Source organism: Komagataeibacter medellinensis NBRC 3288 (assembly GCF_000182745.2).
Lineage (GTDB): Bacteria > Pseudomonadota > Alphaproteobacteria > Acetobacterales > Acetobacteraceae > Komagataeibacter > Komagataeibacter medellinensis.
On the sequence record NC_016027.1, the window covers coordinates 801,079 to 822,299 of the forward strand.

At 63.3% G+C, this 21,221-nt stretch carries 19 protein-coding genes; 2 read left to right on the forward strand and 17 right to left on the reverse strand.

What is annotated here, in order from left to right; all coding sequences use genetic code 11:
- Window positions 1–33 precede the first annotated feature (33 nt).
- The 6 genes from GLX_RS03620 to uvrC form a co-directional block, all read right to left on the reverse strand.
- On the reverse strand, window positions 34–1,887 hold the full coding sequence (locus GLX_RS03620) for a ribonucleoside-diphosphate reductase subunit alpha (RefSeq protein WP_407927262.1): 1,854 nt from the start codon (window positions 1,885–1,887) through the stop codon (window positions 34–36).
- A gap of 330 nt (window positions 1,888–2,217) precedes the next feature.
- A complete protein-coding gene (locus GLX_RS03625; protein ID WP_014104675.1) occupies window positions 2,218–2,682 on the reverse strand; it encodes a molybdenum cofactor biosynthesis protein MoaE in 465 nt (154 codons plus the stop codon).
- A gap of 7 nt (window positions 2,683–2,689) precedes the next feature.
- A complete protein-coding gene (moaD, locus tag GLX_RS03630; protein WP_014104676.1) occupies window positions 2,690–2,944 on the reverse strand; it encodes a molybdopterin converting factor subunit 1 in 255 nt (84 codons plus the stop codon).
- Between the two features lie 53 nt (window positions 2,945–2,997).
- On the reverse strand, window positions 2,998–3,504 hold the full coding sequence (locus GLX_RS03635; protein ID WP_231850395.1) for a hypothetical protein: 507 nt from the start codon (window positions 3,502–3,504) through the stop codon (window positions 2,998–3,000).
- 94 nt (window positions 3,505–3,598) lie between these two features.
- Complete coding sequence (gene pgsA / locus GLX_RS03640) at window positions 3,599–4,198, reverse strand: CDP-diacylglycerol--glycerol-3-phosphate 3-phosphatidyltransferase (RefSeq protein ID WP_014104678.1); 600 nt, start codon at window positions 4,196–4,198, stop codon at window positions 3,599–3,601.
- 92 nt (window positions 4,199–4,290) lie between these two features.
- The gene (uvrC, locus tag GLX_RS03645) at window positions 4,291–6,177 is read right to left on the reverse strand and encodes an excinuclease ABC subunit UvrC (protein ID WP_014104679.1); all 1,887 of its coding nucleotides are present in this window, start codon (window positions 6,175–6,177) and stop codon (window positions 4,291–4,293) included.
- 380 nt (window positions 6,178–6,557) lie between these two features.
- On the opposite strand from uvrC, the gene GLX_RS03650 reads away from it, so the two are divergent.
- Window positions 6,558–7,352 (forward strand): exodeoxyribonuclease III, encoded by a 795-nt coding sequence (locus GLX_RS03650; protein WP_014104680.1) that lies wholly within the window; start codon window positions 6,558–6,560, stop codon window positions 7,350–7,352.
- A gap of 122 nt (window positions 7,353–7,474) precedes the next feature.
- Here the strand turns inward: GLX_RS03650 and GLX_RS03655 are convergent, their stop codons facing one another.
- Complete coding sequence (locus GLX_RS03655) at window positions 7,475–8,194, reverse strand: response regulator transcription factor (RefSeq protein ID WP_014104681.1); 720 nt, start codon at window positions 8,192–8,194, stop codon at window positions 7,475–7,477.
- Between the two features lie 224 nt (window positions 8,195–8,418).
- Here GLX_RS03655 and GLX_RS03660 point away from each other — a divergent pair, with 224 nt between their 5' ends.
- Window positions 8,419–8,877: a L,D-transpeptidase family protein gene (locus GLX_RS03660; protein ID WP_041247154.1), complete on the forward strand. Its 459-nt coding sequence runs from the start codon at window positions 8,419–8,421 to the stop codon at window positions 8,875–8,877.
- Here GLX_RS03660 and GLX_RS03665 read toward each other — a convergent pair.
- The 10 genes from GLX_RS03665 to GLX_RS03710 all read right to left on the reverse strand — a co-directional run bounded on the left by GLX_RS03665 (window position 8,861) and on the right by GLX_RS03710 (window position 21,156).
- Window positions 8,861–10,723 (reverse strand): cation:proton antiporter, encoded by a 1,863-nt coding sequence (locus tag GLX_RS03665; RefSeq protein ID WP_014104683.1) that lies wholly within the window; start codon window positions 10,721–10,723, stop codon window positions 8,861–8,863. The two genes, GLX_RS03660 and GLX_RS03665, sit on opposite strands and share 17 nt — an antisense overlap.
- Window positions 10,724–10,826: 103 nt before the next feature.
- Window positions 10,827–12,122 (reverse strand): RsmB/NOP family class I SAM-dependent RNA methyltransferase, encoded by a 1,296-nt coding sequence (locus tag GLX_RS03670; protein WP_014104684.1) that lies wholly within the window; start codon window positions 12,120–12,122, stop codon window positions 10,827–10,829.
- A 37-nt stretch (window positions 12,123–12,159) separates the two neighbouring features.
- On the reverse strand, window positions 12,160–13,662 hold the full coding sequence (guaB, locus tag GLX_RS03675; protein ID WP_014104685.1) for an IMP dehydrogenase: 1,503 nt from the start codon (window positions 13,660–13,662) through the stop codon (window positions 12,160–12,162).
- Window positions 13,663–14,085: 423 nt separating this feature from the next.
- Complete coding sequence (locus GLX_RS03680; protein WP_014104686.1) at window positions 14,086–14,871, reverse strand: MBL fold metallo-hydrolase; 786 nt, start codon at window positions 14,869–14,871, stop codon at window positions 14,086–14,088.
- 3 nt (window positions 14,872–14,874) lie between these two features.
- Complete coding sequence (locus GLX_RS03685; protein WP_014104687.1) at window positions 14,875–15,672, reverse strand: TatD family hydrolase; 798 nt, start codon at window positions 15,670–15,672, stop codon at window positions 14,875–14,877.
- Entirely contained in the window at window positions 15,669–17,207 is a 1,539-nt protein-coding gene (metG, locus tag GLX_RS03690; protein WP_014104688.1) for a methionine--tRNA ligase, read from the reverse strand. The genes GLX_RS03685 and metG overlap by 4 nt, the downstream gene beginning before the upstream one ends.
- Window positions 17,204–18,208, reverse strand: coding sequence for a DNA polymerase III subunit delta' (locus tag GLX_RS03695; RefSeq protein WP_014104689.1), 1,005 nt, complete (start codon window positions 18,206–18,208; stop codon window positions 17,204–17,206). Before GLX_RS03695 ends, metG begins: the two co-directional genes overlap by 4 nt.
- Window positions 18,208–18,849, reverse strand: a complete 642-nt coding sequence (gene tmk, locus GLX_RS03700) for a dTMP kinase (RefSeq protein WP_041247155.1) — start codon at window positions 18,847–18,849, stop codon at window positions 18,208–18,210. The genes GLX_RS03695 and tmk overlap by 1 nt, the downstream gene beginning before the upstream one ends.
- Before the next feature lie 4 nt (window positions 18,850–18,853).
- Entirely contained in the window at window positions 18,854–20,140 is a 1,287-nt protein-coding gene (locus GLX_RS03705) for a D-alanyl-D-alanine carboxypeptidase family protein (protein WP_014104691.1), read from the reverse strand.
- Window positions 20,137–21,156 (reverse strand): lytic murein transglycosylase, encoded by a 1,020-nt coding sequence (locus GLX_RS03710; RefSeq protein WP_041247604.1) that lies wholly within the window; start codon window positions 21,154–21,156, stop codon window positions 20,137–20,139. Before GLX_RS03710 ends, GLX_RS03705 begins: the two co-directional genes overlap by 4 nt.
- Between the last annotated feature and the right edge of the window lie 65 nt (window positions 21,157–21,221).

The window sequence follows — 21,221 nt, forward strand, 5'->3', positions numbered from 1 at the left end:
TAAAACCGCGAAAGTATGTGGTAGGCTGGCCTGTTACTGGCAGGCCAGGCATTCCTCGTAATCGGTGGTGGTCGCGGGGCCTGCCTTGTCAGCGGGGCCACTGCCTTCCCTGTGTGACATATCGCGCTTTTCCTGCCCGTCACTGACTGCATCGGCACGCTGGATGGATAGCGAGCGACAGTAGTAAAGCGACTTTACCCCCCGCTTCCACGCCATGTAATGGATCTGGTGCAGGTCGCGCTTGTGTACGTTGGCAGGCAGGAAGATGTTGATCGACTGCGCCTGGCAGATGAAGGGCGCGCGGTCGGCCGCATGTTCGATCACCCAGCGCTGGTCCAGCTCAAACGCGGTCTTGAACACGTCCTTCTCCTGCTGTGTCAGGAAATCGAGGTGCTGCACACTGCCCTTGTTCAGCGTGATGGAGGACCAGACCTCGCTCGTGTTCTGCCCGCGCTCGGTCAGCAACCGGTCAAGGTGGCGGTTACGCACCGTGAACGAGCCCGACAGGGTTTTCTGCAGGAATACGTTGGCGGCAATCGGCTCGATACCGGGGCTGGCATTGCCCGCGATGATCGAGATCGAGGCTGTGGGCGCGATCGCCATTTTGTTGGAGAAACGCTCCATCACCCCATAATCCGCCGCATCCGGGCATGGCCCGCGCACCTCGGCCAGCTTGCGCGATGCCGCATCCGCCTGCGCGCGGATATGCTTGAAGATCTTGCGGTTCCAACTCTTGGCCACAACACTTTCAAACGGCACGTTATTGGCCTGCAGGAAGGAATGGAACCCCATTACCCCCAGCCCCACCGAACGCTCGCGCATGGCGGCGTAACGGGCGCGCTCCATATCGTCGGGTGCACGGTCGATGAAGTCCTGCAGCACGTTGTCGAGGAACAGCATCACGTCCTCGATGAACTGCGGGTTGTCCTTCCACTCCTCCCACGTTTCCAGGTTGAGCGAGGACAGACAGCATACCGCCGTACGCTCGCGCCCGTGCTGGTCCATGCCGGTAGGCAGCGTGATTTCCGCGCACAGGTTGGAGGTCTTGACCTCCAGCCCCGCCAGCTTGTGATGCTCGGGGCGGGCGTTGTTCACATGGTCGGAGAAGATGATGTACGGCTCGCCCTGCTCCATGCGCGCGGTCAGGATGCGAATCCACAGCCCGCGCGCCGAGACCTTGCGGATAACCGTGTTATCCTTGGGAGAAAGCAGCGCCCATTCATCATCATCCGCCACTGCGCGCATGAAGGCGTCGGACACCAGTACGCCGTGGTGCAGGTTCAGCGCCTTGCGGTTGGGGTCACCGCCGGTAGGGCGGCGCAGTTCGATGAATTCCTCAATCTCGGGGTGCCAGACCGGCAGGTAGACCGCAGCCGAGCCGCGCCGCAGCGAACCCTGGCTGATGGCCAGCGTCAGGCTGTCCATCACGCGGATGAACGGGATCACGCCCGATGTCTTGCCATTGCGGCCCACATTCTCGCCAATCGAGCGCAGGTTGCCCCAGTATGAACCGATGCCACCACCCTTGGATGCCAGCCAGACATTCTCGTTCCACAGGTCCACGATGCCGCGCAGGCTGTCATTCGCCTCGTTCAGGAAGCACGAAATGGGCAGCCCGCGCGTGGTGCCGCCATTGGACAGCACGGGCGTTGCCGGCATGAACCAGTGGCGCGAGATGTAATCATACAGCCGCTGCGCGTGGGCGGCGTCCGCGCCGTAATAAGATGCCACGCGACCGAACAGGTCCTGGTAGCTTTCACCGGGCATGAGGTAGCGGTTATCGAGCGTGGCCTTGCCAAACGCGGTCAGCAGCGCGTCACGGCTGCGGTCCACGCGCACCGGATGGTGGCCGGGCAGCTGGACCACGTTGTCCAGCATGTCGGTCATTTCAGACATTTCAGGCATCGTGGCACTGTCCTTTCCCTGGACGGTTCCATCCCCGCTGGCAGAACCATCGACCATGCCGCCGGATACACCATCCAGGACCATTCATTTTCTCCGATAAACCGGCCGCAGCCATGCGCAGGGCCGGTCGGGTCCTGTGTGCAGGCTGGGCGTCAATTTCAATATGACCCCATATATGGATCAAACAGCGACCGATTGCACCATATAATGTGTGTGGACAAAATGTGGAGCGATGGTCCGAATCAGCGGACAAGCTAGGGTCAAGAGTTTGCGGGACGACTTTTATTTTTTTAAATTTCGCCCCTGTCACTTCTATGCCCCCAGCGTACCCCAGCGCGTGGTCGCCGCGTCATCACAGGCGCGCGGCTCGACCCAGGCGCTGTGGCCATCGGCAAATTCCTCGCGTTTCCAGAAGGGCGCATGGGTCTTGAGCCAGTCCATCATAAACTCCGTCGCCTCCAGCGCCGCCGCCCGGTGGGCCGAAGCACACAGCACCAGCACAATGGGCGCGCCCACCTTCAGCCGGCCCACCCGATGGATGATGGTGCAGCCCGCCAGTCCGAATCGCGCGCAGGCGGATTCGGCAATCTGGCGCATCATCGTCTCGGTCATGCCGGGGTAATGTTCCAGTTCCAGCGCCACCAGGCTGCCACCGCCACGGACAAAACCCGTAAACGCACCAACCCCCCCCACTTCCGCCTGCCCGGCCAGCAGGGCCGTGGTCTCATGAGTGGAATCGAACACCTCCGCCTGAACGCGGATCGTAACGCGGGGCATGGTGGACTCAGCCTCCGGTAACAGGGGGGAAAAAGGCAATCTCGTCATTGGCGGCAATGGTGGCCGCATTTGTGGCGAAACTCTGGTTTACGGCAACACGGATCAGTTCCGGCCGTGCAAACACTTCGGCATACGCGCCGCCACGCGCGCGTAACTGGCTGATCAGGTCCGCCACCGAATCCACACCCGCCGATAGTGACACAGTCTCACCGGAGCGGCCCAGCCGGTCGCGCAGCCATGCAAAATAGAGAATGCGCAGCATTCCGGTCTCATCTCCCTAGTCTACTGGCCATGGCGGATGGCCATAGGCCGCCTTCAGGGGGCCTGCTGTTCGTGAACCGTGCCATCAGCGCCGACCACGGTGCTGGTGCCATCGCCATTCGGCACGATGATGGCGGAATCCGATACGTCCTTATGCGTTGCCTCCCCTACTGAGGGCAATGCAGAAACGGGCAGCCCTTCCGCCTGCATGCCATCGGGGGCCGGATCGTTGCCGATCTGCATCTCGCCCCCCACGGGCAGGTCCACCTCGCGCTCCACCAGGCGGGAACGCTCGACCGCACTGCGGGGGCCATCCGGCCCGGCGCCGATGGCCGCCAGCGCCGCCTGGCCAGAAGGAAGCATGGGCCAGATGTTGTGTTCCTGCTGCATGATGGGCAGCATCTGCGGTGCGTGGCCCGCCACCCGGCGCAGGTTTTCCACATCCGCGTGCGGAGTATTGGGCAGGCTGCCCGGCAGTTCCGTATTATCGGACAGGATTTTGCCAAACCCGCCACATCCGGCCAGACATAGCAGCAATGACAGCACAATGGCGTTGCGCACCGCGTTCTCCCCTTTTCCCTGCCTGTCCGGCACAAGATGGACCGATCAGCCCACAGGAGAGAGCAACCACGCCGCGCGTTAATTTTTCATGTAATCAAGACGATAATTTTGTGGCCCTGGTGCTGCCACCGCTGAGATGGCGCAACCCGGTGGAGAGGTAGTCCCACCCGGTAATCAGGGTCAGCACGGCGGCAATCCACATCATGATGGCACCCAGCGCATTAACCGGCAGCCAGCTGATGTGCAGCAGCCAGGCCGTGCTGTCGCCTGCCAGCAAGAAGCCGATGGCAGTCATCTGGAACCCGGTTTTCCATTTGGCGAGTCTGGTCACCGGCAGGCCCACGCGGGTCGCGGCCAGGTACTCGCGCAGGCCGCTGACCAGAATCTCACGCGAGAGGATGATAATGGCCGGGTACAGGCAGCCAAACGGCAGCCGCCCCAGCCCCGCCATGACCATGAGGGAGGCGCCAACCAGCAGCTTGTCGGCAATCGGGTCCAGCATGCGGCCCAGATCAGAGTTCTGGTTCCATGCCCGCGCCAGCTTGCCATCCAGATAATCGGTAATGCCCGCCAGAATGAACAGCACGCAGGCCGCGCAATCGGTCTGGGGCGTATGGAGGACAACCAGCCCGACAACAAGGGGAACCACAATGATGCGGGACAGGGTCAGGAGGTTGGGCAGGTCGGTAAGCATGTTGGTACTGCTATAGCCAAGGATGGGACAAAGCCGAAATACTGATAATGCCTGTCAGGCAGGTTCTACGCTCACATCTGCATGACAGCCGATCAGTCCCCTGTCCAGTCGGGATGGAAATATCCGTATATGGCGCGCGCCATGTCGCGGTTGATACCCGGTGCATTTTCCAATTCCCCCAGGCCCGCCTGCCGCACGCTGCGTGCCGAGCCGAAATGTTTGAGCAGCGCGCGCTTACGTGCAGGGCCAACGCCCGGAATATCATCCAGTTCCGAGCGTACCAGCGTTTTGGACCGCCCGGCGCGGTGGGTGGTGATGGCAAAGCGGTGCGCCTCATCACGCAGGCGTTGGAGGTAGTACAGCACCGGGTCGCGCGGCGGCAACTGGAAGGGCGCGCGTCCTTCCATATGGAACCATTCGCGCCCTGCATCCCTGTCCGGCCCCTTGGCAATGGCCACCAGTGTCACGCCCGTCACCCCCAGCCCGTCCAGCACGCCGCGCACCGCCGTGTACTGCCCCGCACCGCCATCAATCAGCAGGATGTCGGGCCAGTCCTCCGGCCGCACGCCTTCCTCACGCTCCTTCAACGCACGGCGAAAGCGGCGCTCAAGCACCTCGCGCATCATGGCAAAGTCATCGCCCGGCGTAACCGGCCCCTTGATGGAGAACTTGCGGTAGGCGCGTTTTTCAAAGCCTTCCGGCCCGGCGACCACCATCACACCATAGGCATTGGCCCCCTGGATATGGCTGTTATCGTAGGTCTCGATCCGGCGCGGGGGTTCCGCCAGCCCGAACAGGTCGGCAACACCGCGCAGCAGCCGGGCCTGACCCGCACTTTCAGCAAGCCTGCGCTCCAGCGCCTCACGCGCGTTGATCTCGGCATGTTCGATCACGCCGCGCTTTTCACCACGTTGCGGGTGGAGAATCTCCAGCTTACGCCCACGCCGCAGGCCAAGGGCCGCACCCAGCACCGCCACTTCCGGCAGGTCCTGATTAACCAGGACCTGGGCCGGGGGGGGCTTGTCATCATAGAACTGCCCGATAAAGGCGGCGAGCACGTCAGGCGCTGTCTCGTCACGCGCATGACTAGGAAAGAACGCGCGGTTGCCGTTGTTGCGCCCCGCGCGGATGAAGAACACCTGGATGCACGACTGTCCCGCGATCTGCCAGATGGCGATGATATCCGCATCCGTGACGGTGGAGGGGTTGATGACGCTGGAATCCTGCTGCAACGCCGAAAGCCCACGTATGCGGTCGCGTATGGCCGCCGCGCGCTCGAACTCCAGCGCCGCCGCCGCCGCCTCCATCTCGCGGCCCAGTTGCTCGCGCATGTCGGGGTTGCGGCCAGCCAGAAAGTCACGCGCCTGCGTGGCCAGTCCGGCATAGTCCTCGCGGCTGATGCGGTCCGTGCAGGGGGCGGAACAGCGGTGGATCTGGTGCAGCAGGCACGGGCGCGTGCGGGCCTGCATCTCGCTGTCGGAACATGAGCGTAACAGGAAAGTGCGCTGGAGCAGGTTAAGCGTCTGGTTAACCGACCAGGCAGAAGCGAATGGCCCCCAGTAGCTTGCCCCCTTCACCGGCTTGCCCCGGTGCTTGCTGATCTGGGGGAAGTCGTGCCGGTCAGTCAGCATGATCCATGGATAACTTTTGTCATCGCGCAGCAGGATGTTGTACCGCGGCTGCATGCGCTTGATGTAGTTGGACTCCAGCAGCAGGGCCTCGGCCTCGGTATGGGTCGTGACGATTTCCATGCTGCAGGTTTCCGACACCATGCGCCGCAGCCGCTCGGTCAGGCGGCTGACATGGGTGTAGGAGGTCACGCGCTTCTTCAGGTTCAGCGCCTTGCCCACATACAGCACATCGCCCTTTGCGCCCAGCATGCGGTACACGCCGGGCGACTGCGGCATGGTGCGCAGGGCGTGATGGATCGCGTCCACCCCCACGGGCCGGGTTGGGGGGGCTGAAATGGCTGTTGTCATGGTTGGTGGCCGTTCATCCACCGATGGTGTGGATAAGTCTGTGGAGCAGCAGCAGAAAAAAACGTGCGGATGGCGGTTTTCCTTTCCTGCAACTGGATTGCCCAAAAAAACATCACTAAATGTAACCTGTTGTTTTATAACGATTATATTTGGGAACCCATGGCCCGGAAAAAAAATCCTTCGCCACAAGGGCCGGATTCAGCCCTGTCAACCCCATAGGTGGACAAATTGTGGCATCGCCGTGACGAGTGTTGCCAGTTTCCTTTTTCCACGAAATATAAGCCGCCTTTTATAATTCGTTCCTGTTTTTGTCCCGCATGGCCTGCACCGCCTGAAAAAATATTCTTGTCAGCCCCGTCGGGATCGGCAATGCACCCGATATGCGTATCGTAACCTGGAATATCAATTCCCTCCGCCTGCGGATGCCCCTGCTCGCCCAACTCTGTGCGGATACCACCCCCGACATGGTCTGCCTGCAGGAGACCAAGGTACCCGACGCCCTGTTCCCGCTCGATGCAGTCCACGCGCTGGGGTTCGAGCATGTCGTGTTCCGGGGCATGAAGGGATATAACGGGGTTGCCATCCTCTCCCGCGCGCCCATGCAGGTGCTGGAAGACACGCCCGACTGGTGCAGCAGGGGTGACTGCCGTCACATAGCCGTGCGCTATGGCACCGGCACACAGGCAATTGACGTGCATGATTTCTATGTGCCCGCTGGTGGCGATATTCCCGATCCGGTTGAAAATCCCAAATTCGCGCACAAGCTGGCTTTTGTGGAAGAAGCCCGCCGCTGGTTTTCTGCCCGCGCCATGCGGCGCACCGTGCTGGTAGGGGACCTGAACATCGCCCCGCTGGAGCAGGACGTGTGGAGCCATAGGCAACTGCTGAAGATCGTCAGCCACACCCCGCCCGAAACCGAGCGCCTCATGGCCTGGCAGCAGACTGGCTTCATCGACGCGATGCGCCATTTCGTGCCACCGGCGGAAAAACTCTACACCTGGTGGTCATACCGCAACCGTGACTGGAGCGCATCCAATCGCGGGCGACGGCTGGACCATGTCTGGGTCACGCCTGACCTGAAGGACGCATTGCGTGGCATGCAGGTGCTCCGCCATGCGCGTGACTGGGAAAAGCCATCCGACCACGTGCCGGTCATACTCGATATCGACGCCTGACCGCCCCCTGCCCCACACCCCCACAGAGCTGCCTGGAACACCTGGGCCAATAATACCCACAAACGCGACCGGGCCACCCAAAACCGGGCGGCCCGTCACAAACCTGCATAAACCTAGCCCATTCAGGCCAGAGCGGCCTTGCCTCCCTCGGGGTCCAGACGGTAGCCGCCGCCTTCGGTCACCAGCAGCGAAGCATTGGTGGGATCAGGCTCGATCTTCTGGCGCAGACGATAGATATGCGTCTCGAGCGTGTGGGTGGTCACGGCGGCATTATAGCCCCAGACCTCGTTAAGCAGCACCTGCCGGGGCACGGGGCGCGTGCCCGCGCGGTACAGAAACTTCAGGATGGCCGCTTCCTTTTCCGTTAACCGGATGCGGCGGTTCTTCGCCGTTTCCTGCAACAGCTTGGCCGAGGGGCGGAAGATATACGGCCCGATAGCGAAGACGGCATCCTCGCTGTTCTCGAAAATCCGCATCTGCGCGCGCAGGCGGGCCAGCAGTTCGGCAATGCGGAACGGCTTGGCCACGTAATCGTTCGCCCCCGCATCCAGCCCGCGTACCACGTCAGTCTCGTCATCCGAGCCCGTCAGGATGATGATCGGGATCCGCTTGCCCTTGCGCCGCAGATCGGCACAGAAATCACGACCGTCCCCATCAGGCAGAGACACATCAAGGATGATCGCATCGAAGCGCGCCCCCGGTACCTGCAGCTTTTCCCACGCTTCGGCGACGGAGCCTGCCTCGATCGCTTCAAATTCACCATCAATCTGTAGCTGTTCAACGAGCATTTGACGTAAAGTCTGATCGTCGTCCGCTATCAGTATGGGACGTGCTCCTGCCATCGAACCCTCTTTATCACTTTATAGTTCCCACCCATTATCGGGTCGGTTCCTGTCTTGCCGTTCATGCCCCGCAATGCAACCCGTCCGGCGTATGAACCGACGGCCATCATGCCACGTGCAGTCGAATCAGGCTGCAGATAACATACACAAGACCCGATCCAGAGGAATTCATGATACGCGCTATTTTACAAACGAATACGGGGCTGGACGCACAACTGCATTGCATGGGCGCAAACATGCCCGCCATTATTGGCGCAGGCGGCGTCAAAACCTGCAAGATTGAGGGAGATTGCGCAACCCCGGCCGGTATCTGGCCCCTGCGGCGCGTGTTCTACCGTGCCGACCGGGTGGCATCACCTGTTTGTCATCTGCCCATGGAGCCGCTGTGCCCGCATGATGGATGGTGCGACGACCCCACCCATCCCGACTACAACCGCCACGTTATCCTGCCCCACCCCGCCCGGCACGAGCGGCTGTGGCGTGATGATCACGTTTACGATATTCTGGTTGTGCTCGGTTATAACGACGATCCCGTCCAATCCGGCCGGGGATCTGCCATCTTCCTCCACCTGCCGCCACGCGGCGGCCGACCGACCGAAGGCTGCATTGCCCTGGCCGAACCGCTCCTGCGCCATCTGCTGGCGGCGGGGCTGGAAGCAATCGAGGTCAGACCACCGGCATAGCATCACGCGTGGCAGACGGAAGGCTGGCCGCCTTTGTCGCCGGGTCGGGCGGCACGAAACGGATGATGATGTCGCCTTCCGCCGCTTCGACAGGAATCACGTCCTCGGCGGAGCATATCCAGATCGCGGTGCCCTTGCGGATGACCATGAACAGCATGGCCGGGGCATGGAGCAACGTCTCCTCCCCCGCTTCCGCGCCCATGATGTGGCTGGCAAAGCGCCAGCCCTGTGCGTACAGCGAATCGATAAGCGAGAAATTCCACCCCGGCTCTCCCAGCACCTTGCCGCGCGAATCACGGCTCAGCCCATGGTACAGGTCCAGCCTTGCTATGCCCGGACTGACCTGGAACACGCGCTGGCGCCCCAGGTCAGGCGCCATGCGCGCGCAGACAAGGCCGTTATAGATCGCATCCGGTGTTGCCGCGATCAGGTAGTCTGCCGGGCGTTCCTCCAGGCTTTCCTGCCCCGCATCCGACAGCAGTTCGGCGCTCAGGATCGGTACCCCCAGCCTGGCCGCCTTGTTCAACGCGGGGGCGTAGGTATCGACCAGCAGTACGGGTATGCCCTGGTCATGCACCACGCGGGCCAGGTTGGTGGACCACGCATTGGCCCCCATGATGGCCAGCGCCGGTTCATCGGACAGGGTCAGACGCAGCCCGCGTGCCAGTGGCCGCAACGAGAAGCCGTGCAGGATCATGGTGGATGCGATCAGCGCGAATACGGCGGGGGTGATCAGGTTGGCGCCGGGGTAGCCTGCATCGCGCAGTTGCAGCCCGACTACACCCGCCACCGCCGCCGCAACGATGCCGCGCGGCGCGATCCAGCCCACGAACAGCCGCTCCTGCCACGACATACTGGCCCCGATGGTGGACAGGAAGATACCCAGTGGCCTGACCACGAACATGACCGTGAATGTCAGTGCCATGATGGGCAGGGAGAGCTGGGTCAGCAGTGTGCGCTGCAAGTCTGCCGTCAGCAGCACGAACAGACACGACACCACGATCACACCCAGCGATTCCTTGATGCGCTGGAGTTCCGACATGCCGGTCACATGCAGGTTGGCCAGCGCCATGCCGAACACGGTGGCGGCCATCAGCCCCGCCCCCTGCATGATCAGGTTGCAGAACGCCGCAACCCCCATGGCAAATGCCAGGATGATGGGAATGCGCAGGATCTCGGGCAGCAGGTCACGCGCCGAGAGGAACTTGATCAACATGGCAGGAAAGACGCCACAGGCGATCGAGAACATGGTGGCGAACAGAAGGTGCGGCCCAATCTCCATGGCCGCAAGCGATAGCCCCGATGTGTTTGAGGGGCGCAGCAGCAGGCATTCCAGTACCAGTGTGGCCAGGATGGCGGCAATCGGGTCATTGACGATCGCCTCCCACCGCAGGAAGGTAGCCACCCGTGGCCGCAGCTTGGTATGACGCAGCAGCGGCAGCACCACCGTGGGGCCGGTCACCACCACGATCGCGCCGAACAACCACGCCGTGCCCCATGGCAGGTGGCCGACATAATGCGCGGCCATCGAGCCGAGCACCCAGTTGATGGGCAGGGCCGCCGCCGTCAGGCGCAGCACGCCCTCGCCTGATTCACGCCATTGCCGCAGGTCGAGCGCAAGCCCGCCTTCAAACACGATGAACGCCACCGCCATGGACACCAGCGGGTGGAAATACGGCCCGATCGCCGCCGCCGGGTGCAAGAGTCCCAGCCCCGGCCCATAGGCCAGACCCAGCGCGAACAGCAGCACGATGGCGGGCAGCTTGAAGCGCCACGCCACCCACTGCGCCGCGATCCCACCGCCCAGCACGCACAGAATTCCTATGGCAAGGTTAGTTGCCTGCATGCCCGTATCCCACCCTGTTGCAAACGCCCCGCCGCCTGCCAACTGCGCGCTTGCGGGCAGGGAATGCGATCATGGCGTATCTGATTTAACCGATACGTATATATCAGCTATCGCGCTGCATGATGGCAGCAAAAAAACCATCCGTGTGGTGCTGGAGGGGTGTCAGGCTCACCTGCCCGTCCGTGCTCAGGCCGGGTGGCAGGTCATCCTGCGCCGCATCGGGCGCCACCAGAGAAAAGGCGGGATTGCGCGCAAGGAAAGCCGCGATCTGGTCGCCATTTTCCTCCCGCAGCACGGAGCATGTGGCGTACACCATGCGCCCGCCGGGGCGGACCAGGGTGGCCGCGCGGTCAATGATCCCAGCCTGCTTGGCGGTCAGTTCCAGCAGGTCCTGCTCACGCAGGCGCAGGCGGGCATCGGGGTTACGCCGCCATGTGCCGGTGCCGGTACACGGCGCATCGACCAGAACACGGTCAAAGCTGCCGGCACGCCTGCGCGCCCAGCGGTCGCCCGCCACCAGCAGGTGGCGCTCGGCATTATGAACGCCTGCGCGGCGCAGGCGGCGCACAGCGCCTTCCAGCCGGGGTTCGGATACGTCACACGCTACGATATGGCCGCGATTCTCCATGGTCATGGCCATGCCCAGCGTTTTGCCCGCAGCGCCCGCGCAGTAATCCAGCACGCGCATGCCGGGGCGCGCGCCCACGGCGGCCACCACAAGCTGGCTGCCTTCGTCCTGTATCTCGATCAGGCCATTGCGGAAGGCCATGCTGGAGGTGACCGGCTGGCGCCCCGCCACCCGCAGCCCCCATGGCGAAAGCGTGGTCTCTTCCGCCAGGATACCATCCCCGTCCAGTGCCGCGCGCGCGGTGGCACGGTCGGATTTGAGCAGGTTGACCCGCAGGTCCAGCGTGGCCTCGCCATCCATGGCGGCAAGCTCGGATTCCAGCCCGTCGCCAAAGGTGCGTTCAAGCCGGGGCAGCAGCCAGTCCGGCACTTCAAGCCTGACCGCGCGCGGCATGTCCGCATGCACCATTGCCTGGCCGTGCAGATGGTCATACAGCGCGCTTTCATGCCCGATCAGCCCCAGCGGGGCATACCGCCCGCCGGTAAACAGTTCGCGCGGGTTTTCGTGGGTACCCGGTTCCAGCGCCATCATGGCCAGCACCAGCGTGCGCGGCGTGACCTGCCCGCCCACGCGCCCGATCCACCAGTGCAGCCTGCGCCAGTGGCGCAGCACGCGCCACACCCGCGCCGATATGGCGCGGCGGTCGCCGCCCCCAATATAGCGCCGTTCACGGAAGAAGGCGTTGGCCAGCGCATCGGCGGGCCGCTGCGGCGTTGCCTCCATTGCGGCAAGCAGGTCAATGGCGGCGGAAAGCCGTGCGCTGGGTGTCATGAATTATGGAACCGTTACTGTGGAAAGACCGGCAGGATCAGTCCTGCTGGTAGTTGGGGGCTTCACGCGTGATGGAGACATCATGCACATGGCTTTCACGCAGGCCCGCGCCGGTTATGCGGCGGAAGCGCGCACGCTGCTGCAGGTCGGCAATGGTGGCGGAACCGGTATAGCCCATGCCCGCACGCAGGCCACCCACCAACTGATGCACCACCGCACCCATGGCCCCCTTGTAGGCCACACGGCCTTCAATGCCTTCGGGCACCATCTTGTGCGTGTCCTTGATGTCCTGCTGGAAGTAGCGGTCCGCCGACCCACGGGACATCGCACCCAGGCTGCCCATGCCACGGTAGGACTTGTAGGTCCGGCCCTGATACAGGAACACCTCACCCGGTGCTTCTTCCGTGCCGGCCAGCAGCGAGCCGACCATCACCACATCGGCGCCTGCGCCAATCGCCTTGACCACATCGCCCGACGTACGCACGCCGCCATCGGCAATGGCCGGCACGTCCAGTTCATGGCAGGCGGCCGAGGTTTCCATCACGGCGGAGAATTGCGGCACGCCCACACCGGCCACAATGCGCGTGGTGCAGATCGAGCCCGGCCCGATGCCCACCTTCACGCAGTCGGCCCCGGCCGCAATCAGCGCGCGCGCGGCTTCGGGCGTTGCCACGTTGCCAGCAATGATCTGGATATCGGACTTCAGCGCCCGCACCCGCTCAATGGATTTGAGCACGCCAGCGGAATGGCCATGGGCGGTATCGATCACCACCACATCCACCCCTGCCGCGATCAGTTCACGCGCACGGCCCACGCCATCATCGCCCACGCCGGTGGCGGCGGCGCATAGCAGGCGGCCCATACTGTCCTTGTTAGCCTGCGGGTACTGCACCGCGCGGTCCATGTCCTTGACAGTGATCAGGCCGATGCAGCGGTCCTCGTCATCCACCACCAGCAGCTTCTCGATCCGGTGGCGGTGCAGGAGCTGGCGGGCCTGGTCACGGTCGGCGTTGTTGCGCACGGTGACAAGGTTCTCACGCGTCATCAGTTCATACACGCGCTGGGCAGGGTCGGTGGCAAAACGGACATCGCGGTTGGTCAGGATGCCGACCAGCCGGTTGGTCTCACGCTCCACCACCGGCAGGCCACTGATCCCGTGACGCGACATGGTGGCGTTGACTTCGGCCAGCGTCTGATCGGGATAGACGGTCACGGGATTGACAACCATGCCCGATTCGAAGCGCTTGACGCGCTTGACCTGCTCGGCCTGCTGTTCGACGGTCAGGTTCTTATGGATGACGCCAAGCCCGCCATTCTGGGCCATGGCGATGGCCATGCCGTCCTCGGTCACGGTGTCCATGGCGGACGAAATCAGTGGAATATTCAGCGTGATCGTACGGGTCAGCCGGGTTTTGGTCGATGTCTGTGAAGGCAGGACGTTCGATTCATCGGGAACAACCAGCACGTCATCAAAGGCGAGGGCCTCGCGAATGCGATCCTCGATCCGGGGGACGGATGTGTTTTTCGGTATGGAAGACATGATGCAGGGGCCTCGTCAGCGGATGGCGGCTTCCCCGCGCCTCGGGTCACCGACCGTTGGCGCTCCCTCTTAGGGGGCTGCGGGCCTGCTGGCAAGCCTTACACGCAATCCGCATGCGCTTTATTGTAAATAACAGGGCCAAAATACCCTGCGGTCTGAAACGCAGAAAAAAGTTTTTGGTGAATCTGGTTGCCAAAAAGCTTCAAGGAATACCGCTCTTTAAGAGGCTATTTGAAAAGTCGGGTTCAATAATATCCTGAAATTATAAAAGTTTTTGGTAAAGCTTTTTCCAAAAAGCTTCAGAAGACGCCGCCTTTTTGAAAAAAGGCGACACCCAAAAACTTTTCTTATTTTTTATCAATGATTTGTTTTCAAACAATCTCTAAAAAAAGACGGCACCCAAAAAACTTTTGTCATATCCCTTTATGCGTACAGCCGCAGCCCATCATAAGCAGCCTCCACGCCCACGGGCAGGTTGGCCTGCATCCAGCCCCAGTCCATGTCCGGACCCATATGGGTCAGCACCGTGCGGCGCGGCTGGATAATCTCGCGCCAGCGCAGCACCTGCGCCAGCCACCCGTGAGAGGGATGGGTCTCGCGCTGGAAGCAGCCCACCACCCACGTATCCACCCCGCGCAGCGTGTCCAGCGCCGTCTCATCCAGTTCGGCCACATCGGTGCAATAGGCCATGGGGCCGGCGCGCAGGCCCAGCGTTTCGGTCGTGCCATGGCGCTGGGCAAATACCTGCACCGTCATCCCCGCCATGGTATGGGTGGATGGCAGCGTGACATGGCGCACATCGAGCACCGGGCGGAAAATGCGCGGCGGGGTCCACGGGCGGAAGGCATAGTCAAAGCGCAGGCTGATCTCGTCCATCACCTCTGCCGTGCCATAAACCGGCAGCGCACCGCCTATGATGCGGTTGATGGCCCGCAACTCATCCAAGCCTGCAATATGGTCGGCATGGGCATGGGTATAGACCACCCCATCTACCGTGCCGATGCACTGGGCCAGCAGCTGGTCGCGCAGGTCCGGCCCGGTATCGACCAGCAGCCTGCGGCCCGGCCCGTCATCAATGATGACCGATGAGCGGGTGCGCCGGTTGCGCGGCTCGCCGGGGTCGCATTCGCCCCAGTCCCCTGCCCCGTCCGCCCCGCCCACCATGGGCACACCTGCCGAACCGGCACAGCCAAGGATGATCATTTCCATCGCTCAGACCGCCCTGCTGAACAGGCGACTGAAATTGCGCGTGGTCATCTGCGCGAATGCGGCATCCTCCATCCCGCGCAGTTCGGCCAGAACGCGGGCGGTATAGGCCACATAGCCCGGCTCATTGCGCTTGCCACGGCGCGGCACGGGAGCAAGGAAGGGCGAATCCGTCTCAATCAGCAGCCGGTCATCGGGCACATCCTTCGCCACGTCGCGCACCGACTGTGCACGATTGAACGTGGCAATACCGGAAAAGCTGATATACCCCCCCAGTTCCAGCGCGCCCGCCGCCAGTTCCGGCCCGGATGAGAAGCAGTGGATCAGGAACGGAAACGCGCCCCTGTTTTCCGTCTCGTCGCGCAGGATGGCCAGCATATCCCCATCCGCCTCACGCGTGTGGATCACCAGCGGCAGGCCGGTGCGGCGTGCGGCGTCGATATGCACGCGGAAGCTTTCATGCTGCTTCGGCCTGATTTCGGGCCGGCCGTGAAAATAGTCCAGCCCGCTTTCGCCAATGCCCACCACGCGCGGGTCATCGGTCATGGCCACCAGTTCCGCAACAGCGGGCAGCGCCTCTTCATCAACATGGTCGGGATGGGTACCGATGGTGCACCACACCCGCAGGTCCGGCGCATCCAGCGCAGCCAGTTTCTTCTGCTGGTCAGCACGTGAGAGGCGGGTCCCGATGGTCACCATGCCATCCACCCCGGCCTGTTGCGCGCGGGCCAGGATTTCGGGCATTTCCTCGTCGGAAAAATGGTCGAGGTGACAGTGGGAGTCGGTCAGTCCCGTACGGGTCATGAAGCCTCCGGTTCGACATAACGGGGGAAGATGCCCTGCGGTGCGGGCAGCACGCGCCCCGCCGGCAGCGCCGTGGCGAGAGCGGCAAAATCGCGCTCGCCCGCCTCAACACCGAGCTGGGTCAGCATCTTGTCCATGCTGCCGGGCATGTAGGGCTGGAGCACGGTGGCTATGATGCGCAGCGCATCGGCCAGCACACGCAGCACGTCGCCCATACGGGCGGCATCGGTCTTCTTCAGCTTCCAGGGCGCCTGATGGTCGATATAGGCGTTGCATGCGCGGATGAGCTTCCACACCTCTTCCAGCGCATCGGTCAGGGCCTGGCGGTCGATCTGTTCATGCATGATCTGCGGCAACAGGCTGGCGGTGGCGAGCAGCTTCGTGTCCTCGGGCGTGTGAGTGCCCTGCGGGGGCAGCTTTCCATCGCAGTTGCGCGCGATCTGCGAGAGCGTGCGCTGGGCCAGGTTGCCCAGGTCATTGGCCAGTTCGACATTCATGCGCGAGATGATGGCGCGACGGCTCAGGTCGCTATCACCACCAAAGGGCATCTCGCGCATCAGGAAAAAGCGGATCGGATCAAGACCGAATTCGCGCACCAGATCACGCGGGTCCACCACGTTGCCCACCGACTTGCTCATCTTCTGGCCTTCGATGGTCCACCATCCGTGCGAGAACACGCGCTCGGGCAAGGGCAGGTCCGCCGCCATAAGCAGGGCCGGCCAGTAGATGGCATGGAAGCGCAGGATGTCCTTGCCCACCAGATGCAGGTTGGGCGGCCAGAAATCCCAGCGTGGCGCGTTCCCGTCGGGATAGCCCACAGCGGAAAGGTAGTTGGCCAGCGCATCCACCCACACATACATCACATGCTTCGGGTCACCCGGCACCGGAATGCCCCAGTTGAAGCTGGTGCGGCTGATCGACAGGTCACGCAGACCCTGCCTCACGAAGCTCGCCACCTCATTACGGCGGCTTGCGGGTTCGATAAAGCCGGGGCGGGTTTCATACAGTTCGAGCAGCCGGTCCCCGAATTTGGACAGGTCAAAGAAGTAGGACGGCTCCTTTACCCATTCAACGGCGGCGCCGGTGGGGGCGACCTTCTTGCCGTTCGGGTCGTCAACCAGTTCTTCTTCACCATAGAAGCATTCATCGCGTGTGGCGTACCAACCTTCATAGGCGCCAAGGTAGATATGGCCGTTTTCCTCCAGCTTTTTCCACAGTGCCTGCGCGCCCTGTAAGTGGCGCGGTTCGGTGGTGCGGATGAAGTCATCGTACGAAATGCCCATCGTGTCGTACATGTCACGGAAATCGGCCGCGACCCGGTCGGCAAAGGCAATGGGGGTCATATCGGCTGCCTGTGCCGCCTGTTCCACCTTCTGGCCGTGCTCGTCCGTTCCGGTCAGGAAGAAGACATCAAACCCAGCCAGCCGCTTGAAGCGCGCGATCACGTCGGCTGCGACGGAGGTGTAGGCGTGGCCGATATGGGGCGCCCCGTTCACGTAATAGATCGGTGTTGTGACGTAGTAGCGCCGTGTCATATTTCACTCACCCGCGCAAGCGCCGTAAGCAGCGCCTGCTGTTTATCCAGATTGAATTGTTCGGTCTCGGCGCGCAGGCGCACCATGTCCTGCCACAACAGGGCCATGCGCGCCGGGCGCAGATCACCGGCATGGGGCGTGGCCGTGTTGCGGGCCAGGTCGCATGCCCTGTCAGATATGGCATCGCAGAGCAGATCGAAAAAGACGCAAAAGCCATTTTCCTGTGCCAGCACCCCTGCCGCCAGGTCATATGCCCGCTCCTGATCCACCCCGCCTGCCATGACATTCGCCACAAGGGCCGCCAGTTCCACTCCACCCGCGCGCAGCAGTTCCACCGCCCGCCCCGGCGCGCCGTGGGCCAGCGCCAGTATGGCCTCAAGCTGTTCGGTCGGCGGTGCGTCGGGCAGGCTGGCCAGCACGGTGCGCATGGCCGCCCCGTCCAGCGCGGACAGACTCAGCACCCGGCAGCGGCTGCGTATGGTGGGCAGCAGGCGGCCGGGCATGGCGGCGGTCAGGATCAGGATCGCGCGTTCGGGCGGTTCCTCCAGTATTTTCAGGATGGCGTTGGCCGCCGTGCGGTTCATGTAATCCGCGCCATCCACGATCACCACGCGCCAGCCCCCCTCGGCCGCCGTGCGGTGCAGGAAGGTGCCGATGGGGCGGACATCATCGGCCACGATTTCGCGCCGCAGGGGGGGGCTTGCGCCCTTTTTCGTCTTTTTGCGGCTCTTTTCATTCACGCTGCGCGCAATGACCAGCAGGTCGGCATGGGTGCCCGCCGCAACCCTGCGGCCGACGGGGCTGTCATGGTCCATGGCACCCAGCAGGGCGCGCGCCATCATGAAGGCCATCGTGGCCTTGCCCACCCCTTCCGGCCCGGTCAGCAACCACGCATGGTGCAGCCTGCCAGTGCGGATGACGGACAGGAACTGCGCCCATGCCGCGTCATGCCCCACAAGCTGGCGGCAGGTGCGCGGGTCATCCGTCGGCAGTTCCGCCATCAACAACCCTGCCCCGCCAGCCGGGGGGCCAGCACGGCACGGATGGCCTGCTGCACGCCCTGCGCCTCACCGCTAGCGTCAATGCGGTGGCAGCGCGCGCCATCGCGCCGGGCAATCGCCTCAAACCCTGCGGCGACACGAGCGTGGAAGGCGGCATCCTCCGCTTCGTAACGGTCCGCGCGCGTGGACCCGCGCTGTTGCAGGCGGGCATGCGCAATATCGGGCGGGACCTGCAACATGAAAGTCAGGTCGGGAGATGCGGGTATGAGGGCGCGCAACTGGCCGATCATGTCCAGCAGCCCCGCATTACCGTGGCTCAGGCCATAGCCCTGATAGGCTTCGGTCGAATCGGCAAAGCGGTCACACACCACGATCCGCCCCCGCTCAAGGGCGGGCAGGATGCGGCGTTCCACATGGTCGGCGCGTGCTGCGAAATGGGTCAGCACCTCGGCCCGGGCACACAGGTCGTGGCCGCCAAACAGCAGGAAGTCGCGCAAGGCTTCCGCTCCCGGCGTGCCACCCGGCTCACGCGTCAGATCCACATCATGGCCGCATGCACGCAGGTGTTCGGCCAGCAGCCGCGCCTGAGTGGACTTGCCCGCCCCCTCACCCCCTTCAAATGTAATGAACAGTCCGCGCATGCGCTCAGGCATGCCCCAGCTTGCGACCCAGCACGGCAGAAGCCCGCCCCACCAGCCCCAGGCGCGGCACTGCGGCACCGGCAATGAGCGGGATGCGGATTTCGGCCAGGCCGGTATTGGCAACCACCATTTCCCCCACCTGCTGCCCGGCCACGACCGGGGCGGGTATGGGGGCGTTGTATTCCATGCTCACATGCACGCGGTTCTGCCAGCCATGGGGCAGCGTGAGGGTGACATCGCGGGTTGCAACCACCGGTACGGTGGCGGCCTGCCCCAACCACACGGGCACGTTGTCCACCACCGTGCCATTATGGATCAGGGTTGCGTTCTCGAAATTGACGAACGACCATTCAAACAGCCGCTCGCCTTCCTGCGCGCGGGCGTTGCTGCTGGGCAAGCCGTTGATCGCCATGACCACGCGGTTGCCACTGCGCTCGGCACTGGCGCACAGACCGAAGCCACCGGCATCGGTATGGCCGGTCTTGAGGCCATCGGCCACGCCGCGTACCACCAGCGCGTTGCGGTTCTCCTGCGCGATCTTGTTGTAGCGGAAGCTCTTTTCCGAGAAGAAATGGTAGTAATCAGGGAAATCGTGGATCAGGTGCATGGCGATGGTCGTCACATCGCGCGCGGACATGTAGTGCCCGTCCATCGGCCAGCCGGTGGCGTTGAGGAAATGCGAATTGCTCATGCCCAGTTCGGCGGCCTTGGCGTTCATCAGCCCCACGAACTGGTCCTCGGACCCCGCAATCCCTTCCGCCAGCACGATACAGGCATCATTGCCCGACTGGATCACCATGCCCTGGATCAGGTCAGACACGGCCACCGAACCATTAAGGGGCACGAACATCTTCGAGCCCTGCATCCGCCATGCCTTTTCACTGACCGGCAGCGTCTGCTCCAGTGTCAGTCTGCCCGCGCGCAGCATGCTGAACACGATGTACGCCGTCATCATCTTGGTCAGGGATGAAGGCGGCATGCGCTCATCGGCCGCCTTTTCCAGCAACACGGCACCCGTGGTATAATCCACGATGCACGCCCAGCGCGCGATGGTGTCGATCGGGCCGATCAGGCTATTGGCGGGCGATGACGGCACGGTGGGGGCCGCCGCATCGACGGCGGCGGGGCCAGGATGACGACGGCGGGCCGCAGGCGCCGCAAGGGCGGTGGAGGATACAAGAAGGCTGGTCGCCCCAGCCAGAAGGAAACGTCGGGTGTGCATTGCATCCTTGGTCCGGTAGATACCAGCGCGGCACGCGCGCCCCGCTGGCGTGACGGGGTGGTCCGTCATGTGATTGCGTTGCCCAGCAGGCCCACGGCCAGCGCATAATAGTCAGATGGATTATAACGACGGATCGCGGCAAAATTGCGATAAACCATAAAGGCATCGCCACCCGGCCCATCGGGGCGCAGCACTGCACCCATCGCCTCGGGCTGGGCAAAAGGTACACCGCCGGGCTGGCTTATGCCCATGTGCATCCACTCCGCCAGCGTACGCACCTGCGTGCGGCCAAGGCTGGACTGGGGCACGCTGTCGGGTACGGTGATCTCCTGCCCCCACGTCTCGCCCGCGACCCAGCCCGAACCGGCAAGGTAGCTGGCGATGGAGCCGAATACATCGGGAATGGAATGCCAGATGTCGCGCCGCCCGTCGCCATCAATGTCGACTGCGTATTTCAGGTAGGCGCCAGGCATGAACTGGGGCTGCCCCATGGCGCCGGCATAGCTGCCGAGCATGCGTTCAGGCGTGATGTCACCGGCGTTGAGGATGGCCAGCGCATGGAACAGTTCATCATGGAAGAACTGCGCCCGCCGCCCCTCGAACGTCAGCGTGCACAGCGCATCCACCACCGCGAATTTGCCCATCGTCGCGCCATAGCCCGATTCCAGCCCCCATATGCCCATGACCGCACCCGCCGCCACATCAAAGCGGGTCAGGACCTGCTGCTCCAGTACAGCGCGCTGTGCGGCGAAGGCTGCGCGCCCGTCCGCTATCTTGCGCCCGGTTAGCACGCGGCTGCGGTACTGGGCCCATGTGAGGCGGAATTCGGGCTGGTTGCGGTCTCTCGCAATGACATCCATGTTCGGCGCAGACAGGTCGAGCGCGCGGGAGACGGCATCCGCCGTCAGCCCCTGCCGAATCGCATCGCTGCGGATACCGGCCACGAAACTGGCGTAATCGACCGCCGGGGGCACGGCAGCGGCGGCAGGATGGCGATGTGCTGCCCGCGCGGGCAGCAGCCATGAGGCACCCGCCCCAGCCAGGGATGCAGCAGCGGCATGAAGGAGACGGCGACGTACGAGCATGTCCGAAGCTGTGCCACGGCCACCCACGCGTTTCAATGACTGACTTGCCATACTCCCCGCCTCTG